The sequence below is a fragment of the Candidatus Palauibacter sp. genome, from assembly GCF_965222475.1.
Classification (GTDB): domain Bacteria; phylum Gemmatimonadota; class Gemmatimonadetes; order Palauibacterales; family Palauibacteraceae; genus Palauibacter.
Genome location: NZ_CBDCUB010000002.1, coordinates 85,866 through 103,534 on the forward strand (window position 1 = coordinate 85,866; position 17,669 = coordinate 103,534).

Genomic DNA, 17,669 nt, shown 5'->3' on the forward strand with positions numbered 1-17,669 from the left:
CGTGCAGCCGGGGCCTTCGCCTCCGTCGACGGTGAGATCCCACTTCATTGCGCTTCAGCGTCAGTTTCGAGCACGCGCATGCTTCCCGAGTCCGGGTGGCGAGAGATCGCGGCTTCGCGATCATTTCTTGTGGTCGTGACTCCCGCAGACCTGACGCTAGGGGGCGGGTTCAGCCGCTTCGGCGGTCCGGACCGATACTCCAATAATCGGCAGTGCATGCAGCCCTCAATAGAGGGAAAACCCTGCAATTCGTGAGGGAAATCACCCCCAAGCCATGCGGGGAAAACCCCCTACCGGCGGAACCCGAACGGGAGACGATCACGCGGGTCTACAACAGCCAACCCGACAGGTCCTGTCACGGCGGCGGTCGGGAGAATGGGCGGTCGCCCGTGCAACGGTGGGACGGGCGGATGGTTGGCGGCCTTCCCGCGCGCGGGGTCGAGGGGCCGAACGGCCTAGCGCTCGCCCTCGTCCCGCAGGAGTCCGGCCTCGAGAGCGAAGCGCACGATTTCGCGCCGATTGTGCAAGCCCAGCTTCGCCTTGGCGCGGGCGAGATAGCCCTCCACGCGGACCTTCACGCTAACAGACACCACGGCATCGACGCGCAGGCCGTCGACGTGGTAGCGCTCGATCCAGTAGCGGGCGCTCGAGAGGAGGAAGGAGACGACTTCGGGTCGTCCGAAGTCGAACACGAGCGTGCCCCAGTCGGGATGGACCGCCCTCGTCTCCTCGCCCATCTCATAAAGTGGCGCGCCGTCGAACGTCCTCAGGCCGTGGAGGTCGGGTCCGAAGTGACCCGGGACCCAGTCGAGCACGACGCCCAGCCCGAGACGGTGCGCCTTGTCCACGAAGTAGGCGAAGTCGTCGGGGGTCCCGTAGCGGGACGTGGGGGCGAAGTATCCGAGCGTCTGGTATCCCCAGCTCGCGTCGTAGGGGTGCTCGGTGACGGGCAGAAGCTCGACGTGTGTGAACCCGAGATCGGCCGCATGGGGAAGCAACTCGCGTGCCAGCGCCCGGTAGCCGAGCCAGGATCCGTCCGCATGCCGGCGCCAGGAGCCGAGGTGGACTTCATAGATGGAGACCGGCGCTGCCGGGGCCGAACGCTGCCGCCTGCCCTCCAGCCACGTCCTGTCCGTCCAGGGGTATGGGTCTCCGGCGACGACGCGCGACGCGGTGCCGGGCCTCACCTCCATGGCCCGGCCCACGGGATCCGCCTTGTCCACCCCACACGGCGAACCGGGTGCCCGCTGCGCCATCGCGCTCGCAGGGGTGCGCGCCGAGCAGGTCGTACAGCGCGGATTCCCGGCCCGCGCGGAACGGCTCCAGGTCGGCGGCCGAGAGGGGGAACGAAGGGTCCCGCGCCGGGGTTTTGAGAGGTCCGGGCGGGCCGCTAGTTTTTTGGTGTTCGATCTGCCACCTCATCGCGGGATCTTCCCCAAGTATGAGCCGGATGCCCACGATCGCCAAGCCGATGACGGAGAGCGCGCGCCGCGGGGTACGCCCCGCCGAGGAGCTCGCGGTCGTGCACCTCGTCACCGAATACTGGCCGTACGCGCGCACGGGCGGTCTCGCCGAGGCCGTGCGGGGGATCGCGACCTTCCAGGCCGCCCAGGGCACGCCGGTCACCGTGTTCATGCCGCTGTACCGGGCGGTGCGCGAGGCCTATCCCGACCTGGAGCCGATCGCGGACGCATTCCGCGTGCGCGTGGGACCGCGGGTGGAGGAAGCGCGAATCCTCCAGCATCCGGGTCCGCGCCGGAACCCGAGGGTCCTGTTCATCGACCATCCCGGATTCTTCGACCGTGGGGGGATCTACGGCGAGGACGGGGCAGATTACGAGGACAACCCGATCCGGTTCGCGTTCTACAATCTCGCTGCGCTCAAGATACTTCCCGAACTGGCCAACGTGCCGGTCGTCGTGCACGCGCACGACTGGCATGCGGCGCTGGCGCCTGTGTTTCTGAGGACGAGGTTCGCGGGCCGGGAGGCGCACGACCGCATGGCGACCGTGTTCTCGATCCACAACGCAGGCTACCAGGGGCTTCAGGGGCGTGAAGTCCTTCAGGAACTCGGGCTCCCGCGGGAACTCTTCCACTGGAGACGGATGGAGTTCTACGGCCATCTGAACCTGCTCAAGGGCGGCCTCGTGTTTGCGGACTACGCGACCACGGTGAGTCCGACCCATGCGCACGAACTCCGCACGACGGCCGGGGGCTTCGGGCTCCACGGCTCGTTCATCGAGCTCGGCGACCGCTTTCTGGGGATTCTGAACGGGATTGACCTCGATGTCTGGGATCCCGCGACAGACCGGGAGATCGAGGCAACGTTCTCGCGGTCCGATCAGGCCGGGAAGGCGCTGTGCAAGGGAGCGCTGCAGCGGGAATACTCCCTTCCCGAGGCCCCTCGCGAACCGTTGTACGGGATGACGGCGCGGCTCGTCGGCCAGAAGGGACTCGACCTGCTGCTGGACGGCGGCCTGCTGGAGCGGGCCGAAGGCCAGTTCATCTTTCTCGGCGCGGGAGAGGATCGGTATGAGACGGCGCTCCGCGACATCGCGACACGCCATCCCGACCGCGTCGCCCTCGACACCGACTTCAGCGAGCCCAAGGAGCATCGGCTGCTGGCGGGCGCCGACCTCCTGCTGATGCCGTCGCTCTACGAACCCTGCGGACTCACGCAGATGCGAGCCCAGCGGTACGGGGCGCTTCCGGTGGCCCGCCGCGTGGGGGGACTGGCCGACACCATCGAGGATCAGGTGACGGGCTTCCTGTTCGACGGCTATACCTCGGAGGATCTCGAGGTCGCGCTGGGCCGGGCCACGGCGCTCTACGGCGGGAGCCCGGAGGCGTGGGCCGAGCACATGGTCGAGGCGATGTCGCGTGACTTCGGCTGGGCGAGCAGCGCCCAGCGCTACCTGGACGTGTACCGTCGCGCACTCGCGGCGCATGCCCCGGACGCCTGAACCGCTCAGCGGTATTGTGACGGGAACGTCCGCATCGCCACCCAGCCCGGCGGCGGTCGTCATCCACGGCCATTTCTATCAGCCTCCTCGTGAAGACCCGTGGACGGACCGCATCCGCCGCGAGCCGACCGCAGCCCCGTTCGACAACTGGAACGAGCGCATCGCCGCCGAGTGCTACGCGCCGCTCGCCGAGGCGGGCGCCTTCGAGTGGCTGAGTTTCGACCTCGGTCCGACCCTCGCGCGGTGGCTCGAGCGCGAACACCCGAACGTCCACGACGGCTTCGTCCGCGGAGACCGCGCGAGCCGCGCGCGGCTGGGTCAGGGGAACGCGGTCGCCCAGCCCTATCACCACATCATCCTCCCGCTCGCCTCGCGCCGAGAGAAGCAGACGGAGGTGCGCTGGGGGCTGCGCGATTTCGAGCGGCGTTTCGGGCGGCCGCCGGAGGGTCTGTGGCTGCCGGAGACGGCAGTCGACATGGCTACGCTCGAGGTACTGGCGGCGGAGGGCGTCGCGTTCACGATCCTCGCGCCGCACCAGATCGCCGAGCCGCCGCCGGGCGGAGTCGGGCGGATCAGGCTCGGCGGAGGGCGCGAGATCTCCGTCTTCGTGTACGATGGCGGTCTGTCGCACGGTGTCGCGTTCGGGGCGCTGCTCGAAGGCCGCGACACCTGGATCGACGGACTTCAGGCTTCGGCCCACGGTGGCGCGTCCCTGATCGCGCTGGCGACGGACGGTGAGACGTTCGGGCACCATCATCGGGGCGCCGACCGCACGCTGATGCGAGTCATCTCTCGCGTCCGCACGCATCGGGAGTTGAGGCTCGAGAACTTCGCTTCGGTGCTGGCCCGCGCCGGCGCCCCTCCCCAGGTGACGCTGCGCGAACCCAGCTCCTGGAGTTGTGCGCACGGCGTCGAACGCTGGCGCGCGGACTGCGGCTGCCGGCTGGCTCCTCACCTCGATTCCCAGCAGCGGTGGCGCGCTCCCCTCCGCACCGCGCTCGAGTCGCTGGCGGCCGGACTCGATGAGGCCTACGAGACCCTCGCCCGGGGGCGCGTGTCGGAGCCCCGGCGGACGTTGCTTCAGCTGGGCGAAGGTCTGGGCGCGCCCGCGGGCCTGGCCGAACTGGCCCGGGAGGTCGCCGAGGAGGGGGCCGGGGAAGACACGCTCGCACTCGCCGAGATGATGAGGGACCGGGCCGCAATGTTCACGTCGTGTGCCTGGTTCTTCGACGATGTGGCGGGGATCGAGACGACCCAGGTCCTGGGCTACGCCGCGCACGCGCTGGACCGGCTCGGGGGACTCGCGCCGGCCCGCGCGGCGGAACTCGAGCGCTCGTTCGTCGAGGGGCTGGCTTCGGCGCCGACCAACGACCCCGAAGTCGGGAGCGCCGCCGCCATCTATCAGCGTGAGTTTCGCGGGCGGCGCGAATGAGCGGACCCCCGCTCCGGTTCGCGTTTGCGATCCACCTCCACCAGCCGGTGGGCAACTTCGACCACGTGTTTGCGGACCACCTGGCGGGCGTGTACCGGCCCTTGCTCGATGCGATCCATGCTCGGGGGGCGTATCCGATCACGTTGCACGTCTCGGGACCCTTGCTCGACTGGCTCGAGGACCAGGCTCCGGATTTCCTGGATCACCTCGGGGCTCCCGTGTCGGACGGGCGGATCGAGTTGCTCGCGTCCGGACGGTACGAGCCGATCCTGGCGGCGCTCCCGCCGCGCGATCGCCTCGAGCAGATCGAGTGGATGTGCGCGGACCTCGCGGCCCGCTTCGGCGTGGAGCCCACCGGGCTCTGGCTGACCGAACGAGTGTGGGAGCCCGACCTGGCTGCCGATGTGGCGCGCACGGGAATCAAATACACCCTCCTCGACGACCGGCACGTCCTCGCGTGCGGACTCGAGCGCACGGAGCTGGACCGCGTCTATACGACGGAGAGCGACGGACACCCGCTCCGGCTGCTCCCCATCGATGAGGAACTCCGGTATCTGATCCCGTTTCGGCCGGTCGAGGAGATCGTTGATTTCTTCGGGGAGCGCAGGAGGGCCGGCCGCCACCAGCTCGTTCTCGGCGATGACGGCGAGAAGTTCGGAGGGTGGCCGGGCACCCGCGCGTGGGTGTACGACGGCGGGTGGCTCGACGCGTTCCTGGATGCGCTCGAGGACATGCGGGGACGGGATGAACTGGAACTGGTCACGACGGGCGAGGCGGCGGCCGGACCGAGCGGCGGGCTCGTCTATCCCGCCGCCGGATCGTACCGGGAAATGGAGGAGTGGACGCTTCCCCGCCCCGCCGCGCTTCGCCTCGGACGACTCGCCGAAACGGACCATGGTGCGCTCGTGCGCGGCGGTCACTGGAAGGGGTTTCTGCGCAAATACCCTGAGTCGAACCGCATGCACAAAGCGGTGCTGAGGCTCTCCCGGCTGTGCCGTCAGCGCGGCGACCCCCGCGAGGCCCGCCGGGCCATCGCTCGCGCGCAGTGCAACGACGCCTATTGGCATGGGGTGTTCGGCGGCGTCTACCTTCCCCACCTGCGACAGGCGATCTGGCGCGAGCTTGCTGCTGCCGAACTCTACCTGAGGGAGGGTGAGGACATCGCGTACGAACTAGTCGACTTCGACTTCGACGGCCATGAGGAGATCTGGGTCCATTCCTCCCGCTGTTCCGTCGTCATCAGTCCCGCGAGGGGAGGAGCGATCGAGATGCTCATGGTTTTTGCGGACGCAGCCAACTACGCCGATGTGCTGGCGCGCCGGCTGGAGGCCTACCATCGCGATCCCCACGACGGGACCGCGACGTCCACCGGCCCCACGCCGGGACACCCCGGCGATGCATCGGCCGCAGGGGGCATTACGTCGGTCCACGATCGACAGCCCGAAGCGCCCGTGCCCCCTTCCCCGGATCCGGTGCCTCTCGCACTCATGCAGGAGATCGCGCTCGACGGGGCCCGTGATGCGGAGTCCTCCGACCCGGCCGTCGTTGCGGACTGGCGCCTGCACGCGTTCCGACTCGCCGCCCCGCCGGAGGTCGAGCCGCGGAGGATCCGCTTCCGCCTCGCATCCGAGCCGGGCCCGGCGCGCCTCGAGAAGACGCTCGACATCCACGACGACGGTCGCATCGAAGCGAGCCTCGACTGGAGCAGTTCCGGCGTTCCCGCGGGCGCGGTGCTCGCCTGCCGCCTGCCGCTCGCGCACCCGGCATGTGTGGAAGCGATGCCCGCCGCCGCCGAGTCGACGGAGCGCATCGTCACACTGGCCCGGTCCGAACGAGGTTTCGAGTGGATCGATCAGGGAGAGATCATCGAACTCGCGTGGCCGGCGTCGGCCGGCGGCGCGCGCGTCCGATTGACCCCGGGCGGCGGATCCGGATCCGTGGGGAACCGGAGATGAACGCCGGCATGCACCGGCGGCGATGGCTGTGCCGACGCGCGGCTCTCGGGGTCCTCGCCGCTGTGGTCGGATGCGGGGGCGGGGACGCCGACCCGGTCACGCCCGCCGGCGGCGGTTCCGCTAGCGTCGTCCTCGTGTCGGGTGGAGACCAGCGCGGGGTCGGAGGCCGACCGGCGGCGGAGCCTATCGTGGTCCGAGTGCTCGATGCGGCTGGACGCCCTGCCTCGGGTGTCACCGTCTCGTTCACACCGGCAACCGGGAACGGAAGTGCGGATCCGAGTTCGACCGCCTCCGCCGGCGACGGCGAAGCCGTGACGACGTGGACGCTGGGGTCCGCCCCCGGACGCCAGACGCTCACGGTGTCCGCCGGCGCCGCTACCGCCATGGTCGGCGCCGAGACGATCGACCTGGACGCCGAGCTGGATGCCCTCTTCGCACCGGCCTCGGCGGCGGAGGTGGGGGCGGTACGCGAAGACTGGGCCCGGCGCGACGTGTCGGCGGCTGGAGTGTCGGTCGAACTCTCCGAGGAGATGACGCTCGGAACGTCCACCGCCACGCTCCGGATCATCTCCCATGTGGTGACGGGTGCACGCCACTTCGGGGCGATCATCGTGCCCGCCGGCGCGGAGCCCGAGAGCCTGCCCGTGCTCATGTATGCCCACGGAGGCGACGGGGGCGTCTCGGTCGATGATCTGCAGGTCGTCGCGCTGGCGCTGGGCGACCTCAGCGCCCGCTTCGCATACGTGATCCCCTCGTTCCGCAGCGAATCGCTGCGATACGGCGACCGGGCGTGGGTCTCAGAGGGCCCTTCCGGGCACTGGGACTACGATGTGGACGATGCCATCGCGCTCGTGAACGTCGCCTTCGAGTCCACTCCGGAGGCCAGACCGGGCACGTTCAGCATCCTCGGTGGCAGCCGCGGGGCCGGCGTCGCGCTCCTCACCGCGATCCGCGACGAACGGGTCGAGCGCGTCGTCGCCTTCTTCGGTCCGACGGACTTCTTCGACCGGTGGATCCGCGCGATCGCCTGGAAGACGGCGCTGGACGGGCCATGGGACCTGCCGGGTCTCATCCACCTCGATTCCACCCTGATCAAACCCCTCGTCCGGGGCGGAATCACCATTCCCGAGGCGCGTCTCGAACTCGTCCGGCGATCGTCCGTCCTCTTTGCCGCCGACCTCCCCGCGGTACAGCTGCACCACGGGACCGCGGACTTCACCGTTCCCGTCACCCAGGCCGAGTCCCTGATCCGGACCATGGAGGCCCTGGGACGTGCGTCGCCCGACTTCGAGGCGTTCATCTACGAGGGGGGCGGACACGACTTTCTCTCTCTGACCGGCGCCATCCCGCGCGCCGTCGAGTTCATCTCAAAGAGCCTGCCTCCCGGAGGATCCGCAAACAGATGAAACAGAAGATCGCACAGACGATCGAGATCTTCGAAGCCGCGCGGCGGCCGCTGTTCGCCGTCCTCGACGGGATCTCGCGCGAGGACCTCGACTGGCAGCCCGCAGACGGGATGCGCGGGATCGGAAAGATCTGCCGCCACATGTACCGGGTCGACATCTGGTTCCTGAAGCGGCTAGGCATCGTGCCCGTGATCGAGGAGGACGGCCCCGGTTCAGCCGAGGAGATCGGCGCGCGGATGCGCAGGATCCAGGAACAGATCATCACCGAACTGAACGCCTGCGACGACGACGACCTCTTCACCGAGCGCACGTCGCTGGACGGCGACGCGACGTCACGCATGGGCGACACCGTGATCCACATCGCCCAACACTATCTCTACCACCTGGCGCAGATCACCTACCTGCGCCGCATCCGCGACCGCGACTGGGCCGCGCCGCTGGACGAGTGGGAGGCCGCGACCTACCTCATCGGCGACCGGATTCTGGAGTAGCCCCGTACTTCTCGAAGAAGTCGTCGGTCCCGGCCGGGAGGAGCAGCTTGTCCGCGATCGCAGCGATCTCCTCGGCCTCGCGCCACGCCTGCTCGAGCACCCATAGCTCGCCTTCGAGCGCGCGCCGTTCCTGCTCCTCGTGCAGCGCCATCTCCAGCGCGAGCCGCGTCGGCTTGCGCATGTTCGTGACGAACCCCGGGGGGCTTTCCCGGTCGACATCAGGGTTGCCTCTCACGGCCCGGGCGACGTAGCGGCTCGGATGGCCCTGAGCCTCGATCTCGGCAACGGCGGCCTGGACGGTCCGTCGCATGCCGCCATTCGCGTTAAGTATCGGCAACACGGCCGCCGCGACCCGGTGAGCGTCTTGGCCGGCGAACGACGCGGTCCGTATCCTCTGGATCCCCTCTATCCCCTGGTGGATGTCGACTGTGAACCCGGGTTCGTGTTCGGCGGGGAGCATCCGGATCGAGCGAATATTCGTGTGCTTGAACTTGACGACCGTCCCCTGTTCGACCGGTTCCTGGCCAGTCGCTGATTCGCCGTCGACCCGGACCTTCGCCACAGTGCGGGTCGTGGACCAGAGAAGGAGGACACAGACGCCGCCGGTGAACAGGGTGCCCGGCACACTCGCGAACACGAAGTTGGCGGCCACACCGCCGACAAGGGCGAACCCGAGGTTCCGCACCCTGCGCCGGAACTGGTCGCCGTAGCGCCACGCGGCGAACTCTCCGCGCGGTGGCTTGCCGATGCGGACCAACTCCAGACCCTCGCGATGGCGAGCGAGCCCGATGTTGTCGGTGGAAGCACGAAGCGGCGTGGCGCGGAAGAGGCGTTCGCACGTTTCCACGGCCTCCCAGCGTTCCTCCAGCGGCGTCAGGTTCCAACGCAGGCATTTCCGGCACACCACCCACAGCCGCCCCTTCGCCGCGTCGAAAGCGAGTCGGCGTCCCACGGGGAAGGACTCGACGACCTGGTTGGACCCCAGCGGTTTCTTGCAGAACATACACGTCTGGTACACGGCCCCTCCGGGTGAGTCGTGTCCACGTCAACGTGTGGTGCAGCGGCTCCGGGCGCCACGAGAACGCGGGCTGACGAGGACCAACGGATCGCAGTTCCGATTCTTGCGTGAAAGACACAAATAACCCATCATCTGGGTTATAATAGCCCACACCCTGGGTGTGATGTACCCTGGAGGATGGTGAATCCCGTGAGACCCGCTCCATATCTGCCGCGGCTTCTCGAGACCACGCTGCGGGCAAGGCTGGAAGCCTTCCCGGTGGTCGTCGTGACCGGCGCGCGACAGACCGGGAAGAGTACCCTCGCCCGGGAATTGGAGGGTGATCGGCGCGCGTACCTGACCCTGGACGACTACGGCGTGCTGGACCAGGCAAGGCGCGAGCCCGACGCGCTCCTGGCGCGCGCTCCCCGCCTCACGCTCGACGAGATCCAGCGGGCTCCGGAACTGCTGCTCGCGATCAAGCGGGCCGTCGACGCGGACCGGACTCCGGGGCGTTTCCTTCTCACCGGGTCCGCGAACCTCGACCTGATGAAGGGCGTGTCGGAGACGCTCGCGGGCCGGGCCGTGTACGTCACGCTCTGGCCGATGACACGCGGCGAGGCCGCGGGCGGGGGCTCGGCGGGGCGCTGGGACGTCTTTCTCGATGAGCCGCCCGGGGACTGGATCGACGCAGTCTCCGGTGTCAGCGCTGCGGCGCCCGCCGATCCTCCCTCCGGGGATTCGACCGCGCAAGATCGGGAGACGTGGAAGGACCCCGCCCGTCGCGGCGGATACCCGTTTCCGGCCTTGAACCTCTCCTCCGAAGCGGACCGGGGGGCCTGGTTCGAGGCCTACCTGCGCACCTACCTGGAACGTGATCTGCGACAACTCGCGGCGATCGAAAACCTCACCGGATTTCAGCGGCTCGTGCGCGCGACGGCCCTTCGCCTCGGCGGCCTCTCGAACCAGGCCAGCCTGGCGAGAGATGCCGGGATTCCCTCGACGACGGCGCAGCGGTACCTCGATCTCCTGGAGGTCTCGTATCAGCTGCTGAGAGTCGAGTCCTACACCGTCAATCGGAACAAGCGACTCGTAAAGCAGCCGAGACTGTACTGGAGCGATCCCGGACTCGCGATACACCTGGCGGGCGGCATCGAGCCGACGGGGGCGCATCTGGAGAATCTCATCGCGGGCGATCTCTTCGCGTGGCGGGAGATTCGGACGCACCGACCCAACATCCTGTTCTGGCGGACCAGCAAGGGCGCCGAAGTGGACTTCGTCATCGAGACGCCGCGCGCACTGATTCCGGTGGAGGTGAAGAGCCGCCAGCAGCTCCGCGTAGCGGATGCGCGCCACCTGACTACCTTCATGCGAGACTATGGCGACGCGGTTCCCGCGGGGGTCATCATCCACGGCGGCCGGGACACGTACTGGCTCACGGAGCGCGTACTGGCGGTCCCGTGGAACCGGGCAATTTGAGCGGGCAATCCGACGAACGGAGAGTGCCGGAATGACGGTTATACCGCAGAGACCGCTGGGGTTCGGTGAGATCCTCGACGGCGCCATCCAGTTCTACCGGCGTGACTTCGGCCTCTACTTCCTCATCGCCCTCGTGGGCGCGCTTCCGGCATACGCGATGGTCCTCGCCCTGGGGACACCCAGCACGGGCATCGACGCGGCCGGGAATCCGGACTTCGGAGGCGTCGGATTCGACGGGCTCATCGTGCTCCTCGCGATGATCGTCTCGTGGGCCGGGACGGTCGCCGTGGCCATCGCGATGCGCGCCCGCCTGGAGGACGGCCAGACATCGCTCGAGAGCGCCTACCGCGGCGTTCTCCGCCCCTTCCCAAGCACGCTCGGAGCGCACCTGATGGCCATCCTGCTCGTGGCCATCGCCGGCTTTGTTGTCATTATGCTGGGAATGATGCTCGCGCTGGCGGTGGCGTCGCTTGGAAGTCTCGTGCTTGCGCTCGTGGTCTTCGTGCCGATGGGCCTCGCCGCAGCCCTCCTGGTGTTCGCGCTGTGGTTCTCGATCACGTTCGCGATCCTGCCGGCCGTCCTGCTCGAGGGGCGCTCCGCGTCGGCCTCCCTGCGCCGCTCCTTTCAGCTCGCCCGCGGCGCGCGGCTCCGGGTCCTCGGTATCATGCTCGTGGCGTTCATCATCCAGAACGCGGTTTCGTTCGGCCTCTTCGCGTTCTCGGGAGGCTTCGAGATGTTCACGTCGCCCGAGACGGTCGGCACCGTGGGCGGCGGATGGATCGCCGTGCAGAACACCGTTGAACTGCTGATCGGAGCCCTGACCACGCCGTTCGGGGTGGCGACCGTCTTCTTCCTCCACCACGACCGGAGGGTGCGCCTGGAGGCGTCGGATCTCGAGACCACCGCGGCCGCCATGGCGACGGACGGGCCTTGATCCGGTTCCCCTGGCCGGCCTCGCCGCGCGGGGGGCAGGGACCTCCGGCCGACCCGCTCCCTTCGCCGGACGAGATGTCCGCCGTCCTGCGCGAGATCCTCGCCGAGCCGGACTTCGTGACGGTGGCCCTGCCGCTGCGGCAGCGGATCATGCAGTGGATCGGCGAGGCGATCGGCGACGCCTGGGAATGGTTGCGCCAGCTCCTGTTCGACGAGGGGACCGGGCTCATGACGGTCCTCGCGATCCTGATTCCGCTGGCCGCCCTCGTGGCCCTGGGCGTCGTGGCGTTCCGGCACGTTCCGGGGTGGGTCGCTGGAGGTTCCGGCAAGAGCGATGATGGAGCCGGGTCCGGCCGCGCGCCCCGGTCCGCCGGGGAGTGGCTGAGCCTCGCCCGAGCAAGGGCCGGGAAGGGAGACTTCCGGCCCGCCGCGAGCGCCCTCTACCGGGGCTTCCTCCTCACGCTGGACCAGCGGGGGGCGCTGGCGTTCCACCCCTCCAAGACGCCCGGTGACTACGCCCTGGAGATCGATCCGCAGCGGCGTGAGGCCGCTCCCGACGCCGGAGCCGGAGAGAGATTCCTCCGCTCCTTCCAGCGTCTCTCCTTCGGCCAGGAGGCGCCGACTCCCGTGGGGTACGCGGATCTGGAGGCGCTGGCCCGGGACGCGGGATGTCGGGGTCCGGACGAACCCTCGGAGTCCGACGCACCGTGAACAGAGCGAGAAGCAGGACCATAAGCCGGGTCACCGCGATCGCGCTCGTCGCCGGACTCGCCGCCTTCTTCACCCGTCCCGAAGGACGCGCCGCGGCGGACGTCAAGCGCAGCTTCTTCCGGACGACGCCGGACGGGGTGGCGGCACTCGCGCGCGGCATCGCGCGCCTGGGACGGCCCACGGCGCCGCGCATCACCCCGCTCGCGGACGCGGAACCGGTGCCGGGGGCGATCGTCCTCCTCTCGCCGCAGGTCGTGCCGAGTCCCGCCGAGGTACACGCACTCCTCGAGCGGGTGCGGGCGGGGGGCACGCTCGTGTACGCACCCCTCCTCGTCCCGACCGTCTACGGCACGTTCCGAGTGACGCCGCTGATGGACTCGCTGGGCGTCGCCTTCCGAATGACTCGGGAAGGCGACGTGGAGAATCCGGAGTGGGTCTCTCATCCCCTGACGGAGGGTCTGCCTTCGCCTCACCCTCCCCGCCGGGTGCTGCGCCGGGTGACGGAACGCAGCCTCCTGGAGCGCGTAGAGGCGGAGCGCGGGGAGACCCGGCGACCGGACGTCGCTTCGGAAGGTTCGATCGCACCGGTGGAGAGGCTCCTCACGACGGGGACGAGCGAAGACCGGAGGTGGATCGGGGCCGGTCTCATGCCGCTCGGCGCCGGACGCGTCCTCGTCCTGAGCGACGACGCGTCGCTCTCGAACGCGCGCGCCGGGGAGGATCCGTTGGCACTCCTCGTCATCCGCGCCCTGCTGACGCACACCGCCCCGGCGGACACCGTCTTCTTCGACGAGTTCCATCAGGGGATCCGCGGCTACGAGAGCACCGCGCGGCGCTGGGCCGGCTTCGCCCTCGGCACCCCGGGGGGACGGACCCTGTTCCACGTTCTGGTCGCCGCCTTCCTGGCCCTCGTGTGCGCGGGGCTTCGTTTCGGGTCGCCGATGACATCGGTGGCCCCTCCGGACCGGGAGCGGCGATCTCCGCTCGAACACGTCTCGGCCCTCGGCGACCTGTACGAGAAGGCTGGCGCGGCCCGCGCGGCCGCGCTCCTTCTCCTGGCCCGGTTGGCCCGGACGGCCCGGCGCCCGCCGCCTCGGGACCTCCCCGAGGCCGAGGCGCTGGTCCGGGAATTGGAGGCGCGTCGCGGAGCGCACCCCGCGCTGGCGAGCATTCGGCGCGGCTTGCGCGCCGATCCGGTGGACCTGACCATGATCGCCGCCGGAATCGACGATCACCTCACGAAGAGACCCACACCATGACGACGCCCGACGCGGCGCTGCGCCTGCTCGGCGACATCGAGCAGGTCATCCTCGGCCAGCAGGTCGTACTCAGACAGCTCGTGATCACACTCCTGGCCCGGGGCCACGCGCTCCTCGAGGGCGTGCCGGGTACGGCCAAGACGCTCTCCGTGCGGGCGCTGGCCAAGGGACTGGGGCTCGACTTCGGCCGGGTCCAGTTCACCCCCGACCTGATGCCCACCGATCTCGTCGGCGTGAGCGTGCTCGACGAGGCGCGGGGGAACTTCCGCTATCGGCCCGGGCCCGTATTCACCGATCTCCTCCTGGCCGACGAGATCAACCGGGCGCCACCCAAGACGCAGGCGGCGCTGCTCGAGGCGATGGAGGAACGTCAGGTCACGGTCGACGGCACGACCCGCCCGCTCCCCGCGCCGTTCACGGTGTTCGCGACCCAGAACCCGGTGGAATACGAGGGGACCTACCCCCTCCCCGAAGCGCAGGTGGACCGCTTCCTGATGAAGATCGTGATCGACTACCCGCCGGAAGAGGCGGAGCGCGCGATCCTCGACCGGCACGAGGCGGGGTTCCGGGCGGACGACGAGTCGACCTATCCCATGGGCAAGGCCCTCGAGCGCGAGTCGCTGCTCGCGGCCCGGGACGCGGTGAACCGGGTTCACATGGACGAGCGCATCCGGCGCTACGTGACCGATATCGTGCGCGCGACGCGGGAGGACGCGGCCTTCGCTCTCGGCGCGAGCCCCCGGGCGGGCGTCGCCCTCTTCCAGGCCGCCCGGGCCGAGGCCTACCTGTGCGGCCGGGACTTCGTCACTCCGGACGACGTGAAGTCGCTCTCCTTCCCCGTGCTGCGGCACCGCGTCGTGCTGACGGCCGAGGCGGAGGTCGAGGGGCGTTCCTCCGACGACGAACTGCAGGCCCTCCTCGAAAAGCTCGAGGCGCCCCGATAGCGCGCGTCGTCCTCATCCCCGGCGGCCGAACGCTGTGGCTGCTGGGGCTGGCGTCGTTCCTCTTCCTGGTATCCGGGGGGGGCGGGTTGGCGGCGGACGCGATCATCCTCCTCGTGGCCTGGCTCGACGGGCGTCGGACCCCGTTGCCGTCCGCCTCCCGGCTGGTCCCGCGCATCGCCGCACTCGGCGAAGTCACGGAAGTCTCGATCGACGTGGTGAACCCCACCCGCCGCGCCCTCTCGCTCCGGCTCACGGACGACCTCGACCCCAGCCTGCGGCGCCTCCCCGACCCCGGCGATACCGATGAATGGGAAGACGGGGTGCGGCTGCATCTCCCCGCCGACTCGACCATCCGCTGCAGCTACGAGGTACGGCCCCGAACGCGGGGGTTCCTCGCTCTGGGCGCGATCCACCTGCGGACCCGGTCGCCGTGGGGGTTCGCGTGGCGGCGGTCCACCATCGAGACCGCCGACACGCTGCAGGTGCAGCCGGGCATCCGGAGGCTGCTGCGCGACCGGAGCGGCCATGCACTCCGGTGGGGACTGCGGACGGCGGGGGCCCGCCGCAGCCGGCAGTGGGGCGAGGGGCGCGAGTTCGAGAGCCTGCGCGACTACGCCGAGGGGGACGACCCCCGCATCATCGACTGGAAGGCATCGGCCCGGCGCCGGCGTTTCGTCGTGCGCAACTACGAGGCGGAGCGGAGCCAGAACATCGTGCTCGCGATCGATGCGGGCCGCCACATGCGCGAGCGGCTGGAGGACCGGGAGCGGGTCGACTTCGCCCTCGCGGCGGGGATGATGCTCGCCACCCGGGCCCGGAACTTCGGCGACCGCATCGGGGCCATGGTGTTCGACGACCGCATCCGGCACGTCTCGCCGCCCCGCCGCGCCGACCCCGGCGCGCTGGCCCGGATCTTCGCCGGCGTGGAGACCCGGCCCGTCGAACCCAACTATCCTCTGGCCTTCGCGACGCTCGCGCGGACGTTCCGCAAGCGGGCGCTCGTCATCCTGTTCTGCGACGTGATCGACGAGGCCGTCTCGAAGGCCCTCGTCACCTCGCTCACCAGGATCGGGCGCGCCCACCTCCCGCTGGCCGTCGCGATCCGCAACCCCGCCCTCGAGAAAGCCGCGGCGCGGACGGCGCCGACGCCCGCCGGGGCCTTCCACCGAGCGGCCGCCGAGGAACTCGTACAGGCGCGTGCCACGACGCTGCGGGTCATGCGCCAGTCCGGGATCCTGGTGGTGGACACGCCGCCCGGAGACGCGCTCGTCCGCACCCTGGACAAGTACGTCGAAATCAAGGAACGGGGGCTGCTCTGACTCCCCGACCCGCGAACCCGAAGTAGACGGCGAGAAGAACCGCCGTGGCGCCTCCGAACGCGAACTTCGCCACCGCGGGCAGCCCGGAAGGCGAATAGAAGCCCTCCACCAGCCCCGCGATGAGGAGGAGAAGGACCGCGCCCCCCAGCAGGGAGAGGAACGCCCGCCCGCGCTCCCTCAGCGCCTCCCTGCGGGTCCGGCGTCCCGGGACGAGGAGCGCGGACCCGAGACCCAGTCCCGCCCCGCCCGCGAGGCAGATGGCGGTGAGTTCCATCACGCCATGCGGAAACACGAAGGCGAGGATCACCCCAAGCACCTCGTTGTTCGCGTACAACCCGAAGGCCGCGCCCAGGAGGACCCCGTTGAAGACGAGGATGAGCACGGTGCCCACCCCGGCCAGCAAGCCGCCGGCGAAGGCGGTGAAGGTGACGCCGACGTTGTTCGTCATGACCATCGATGAGAGCGCCGGCATCTCGGCACCCCCGACCTCGAGGTAGGCGGCGTCGGGGTCCCCGCGCGCCGTGTTCTCGGCCCGGGCCAGCATCCCGGGCGGCATGATCGCCCGCGCCCGCGCCGGCACGTCACGGACGGCGCCGTACGAGGCCAGCATGGGACCGAAGAGCAGGAGCGCGGCCAGCAGCACAGGCCAGCGGTGGCGCCGCACCGCCCGCGGGAACTCGCGGGCGACCCAGCGCCCGAGCGGGACCGCCGCCCGCCCCTTCGCCCGGTAGAGGAGGTTGTGCCCCGAGCCGGCCCACCGCTCCACCGCCTCCATCATCGCCGGCGAGGCGCCGTAGGTTCGGGCGCGAGCCAGATCCGCCGTCACACCGCGGTAGAGACGCCCGAACGCCCGGACTTCCTCTTCGGTGAGCGCCCCCAGGCCGCGGGCGCGTCCCTTCTCCACCAGCGCGGTGTACGCCTCCCACGCCTCCCGCCGCTCCCGAGCCATCGCCGCCGCCTGGAGACTCGCCCCTCCTCGGCCCGCGGCGTGCCGCGGCGCCTCCGCCCCGTGCACATGGGCGAGCCTCGCGTCGGGATCCGCCTCCGATTCGGCGAGATCCCCGCCGACCGATTCGCGAAGGGCACCCCAGACGGAACTCGCGACCCGGGCCCGCACCCCGGGCTCCAGTCCCTCCCGACGCGCCATGTATCCCGCCAGCAGTTCGAACTGTTCGGGGGAGAGCGTCGGGCGGCCCGAAACCTCGACCTCGTCCCCGAACATCTCGCCGCCCCCGGTGTCCCGGACCACGATCGTGCCCGCCACGATGTCCCCCAACCGCTGCGCGCGCCGGTTGAACAGGATCGTCGCGGCCCCCGCCATCCCGGTGACGCCCGGCTGCAGATCGACGAAGCGGATCAGGTTGCGGAGGACGGAGCCCTGGAAGGAGAGCGGCTCTCCGCCGTCGTGCAGAACACGCAGCCCCAGCGCCCGTTTCCCCGGCGTGCGTCCGTCCCATACGGCTTCGAAGAAGAGGAAATAGCCCCAGGTGGCGAAGAAGAGGACGATGTAGAGGACGGCCGTCCCGAATCCCGCACCCGCACCCCCGAGCGCCCCCGTGAACCTCAGGACGAGGACCAGCAGCAGGATCGTCGTCACGATGATCGCCAGATCGAGGGCAAGGGCGGCGGCCCGCGAGCCCAGATCCGCGAGTTGGTATTCGAGGCGGACGTGTTCCGGCGTCTCCAACGCGATGCGGCGGTGCAGACCACCTCGCGCTTCAGGCATCAGCCGTTTGTCGGCCGGCAGGTCAACACCCGGGACCAGTCGTCGTCCCGCGCCC

Annotated in this window: 14 protein-coding genes; 11 read left to right on the plus strand and 3 right to left on the minus strand. The window is 69.9% G+C overall.

Annotated elements, in window-relative coordinates; all coding sequences use genetic code 11:
* Positions 1-455 precede the first annotated feature (455 nt).
* Positions 456-1,256: an alpha-amylase family glycosyl hydrolase gene (locus ACOQPP_RS05755; protein ID WP_419166196.1), complete on the minus strand. Its 801-nt coding sequence runs from the start codon at positions 1,254-1,256 to the stop codon at positions 456-458.
* A 185-nt stretch (positions 1,257-1,441) separates the two neighbouring features.
* Between ACOQPP_RS05755 and ACOQPP_RS05760 the strand changes: the two genes are divergently transcribed.
* From ACOQPP_RS05760 to ACOQPP_RS05780, 5 genes are read left to right on the plus strand one after another with little or no spacing between them, the layout of a single operon-like run.
* Positions 1,442-2,962: a glycogen synthase gene (locus tag ACOQPP_RS05760; protein WP_420636005.1), complete on the plus strand. Its 1,521-nt coding sequence runs from the start codon at positions 1,442-1,444 to the stop codon at positions 2,960-2,962.
* A 16-nt stretch (positions 2,963-2,978) separates the two neighbouring features.
* Entirely contained in the window at positions 2,979-4,394 is a 1,416-nt protein-coding gene (locus ACOQPP_RS05765) for a DUF3536 domain-containing protein (protein WP_420636006.1), read from the plus strand.
* Entirely contained in the window at positions 4,391-6,349 is a 1,959-nt protein-coding gene (locus ACOQPP_RS05770; RefSeq protein WP_419166192.1) for an alpha-amylase/4-alpha-glucanotransferase domain-containing protein, read from the plus strand. Before ACOQPP_RS05765 ends, ACOQPP_RS05770 begins: the two co-directional genes overlap by 4 nt.
* Before the next feature lie 8 nt (positions 6,350-6,357).
* Complete coding sequence (locus ACOQPP_RS05775) at positions 6,358-7,755, plus strand: hypothetical protein (RefSeq protein WP_420636007.1); 1,398 nt, start codon at positions 6,358-6,360, stop codon at positions 7,753-7,755.
* The gene (locus tag ACOQPP_RS05780; RefSeq protein WP_419166190.1) at positions 7,752-8,246 is read left to right on the plus strand and encodes a DinB family protein; all 495 of its coding nucleotides are present in this window, start codon (positions 7,752-7,754) and stop codon (positions 8,244-8,246) included. The genes ACOQPP_RS05775 and ACOQPP_RS05780 overlap by 4 nt, the downstream gene beginning before the upstream one ends.
* Here ACOQPP_RS05780 and ACOQPP_RS05785 read toward each other — a convergent pair.
* Positions 8,221-9,264: a hypothetical protein gene (locus tag ACOQPP_RS05785; protein ID WP_419166189.1), complete on the minus strand. Its 1,044-nt coding sequence runs from the start codon at positions 9,262-9,264 to the stop codon at positions 8,221-8,223. The genes ACOQPP_RS05780 and ACOQPP_RS05785 overlap by 26 nt on opposite strands.
* Before the next feature lie 189 nt (positions 9,265-9,453).
* Between ACOQPP_RS05785 and ACOQPP_RS05790 the strand changes: the two genes are divergently transcribed.
* From ACOQPP_RS05790 to ACOQPP_RS05815, 6 genes are all read left to right on the plus strand, one after another.
* Positions 9,454-10,722 carry an ATP-binding protein gene (locus tag ACOQPP_RS05790; RefSeq protein ID WP_419166188.1) on the plus strand — a complete coding sequence of 423 codons (1,269 nt, stop codon included), beginning with the start codon at positions 9,454-9,456 and terminating at the stop codon, positions 10,720-10,722.
* 31 nt (positions 10,723-10,753) lie between these two features.
* Positions 10,754-11,656 (plus strand): hypothetical protein, encoded by a 903-nt coding sequence (locus ACOQPP_RS05795; protein WP_419166187.1) that lies wholly within the window; start codon positions 10,754-10,756, stop codon positions 11,654-11,656.
* Positions 11,653-12,366, plus strand: a complete 714-nt coding sequence (locus ACOQPP_RS05800) for a DUF4129 domain-containing protein (protein WP_419166186.1) — start codon at positions 11,653-11,655, stop codon at positions 12,364-12,366. Before ACOQPP_RS05795 ends, ACOQPP_RS05800 begins: the two co-directional genes overlap by 4 nt.
* A complete protein-coding gene (locus ACOQPP_RS05805; protein WP_420636008.1) occupies positions 12,363-13,625 on the plus strand; it encodes a DUF4350 domain-containing protein in 1,263 nt (420 codons plus the stop codon). Before ACOQPP_RS05800 ends, ACOQPP_RS05805 begins: the two co-directional genes overlap by 4 nt.
* A complete protein-coding gene (locus tag ACOQPP_RS05810) occupies positions 13,622-14,569 on the plus strand; it encodes an AAA family ATPase (protein WP_419166184.1) in 948 nt (315 codons plus the stop codon). Before ACOQPP_RS05805 ends, ACOQPP_RS05810 begins: the two co-directional genes overlap by 4 nt.
* A gap of 86 nt (positions 14,570-14,655) precedes the next feature.
* On the plus strand, positions 14,656-15,888 hold the full coding sequence (locus ACOQPP_RS05815) for a DUF58 domain-containing protein (RefSeq protein WP_419166183.1): 1,233 nt from the start codon (positions 14,656-14,658) through the stop codon (positions 15,886-15,888).
* Here the strand turns inward: ACOQPP_RS05815 and ACOQPP_RS05820 are convergent.
* Complete coding sequence (locus ACOQPP_RS05820; protein WP_419166182.1) at positions 15,866-17,614, minus strand: stage II sporulation protein M; 1,749 nt, start codon at positions 17,612-17,614, stop codon at positions 15,866-15,868. The genes ACOQPP_RS05815 and ACOQPP_RS05820 overlap by 23 nt on opposite strands.
* Positions 17,615-17,669: the final 55 nt, after the last annotated feature.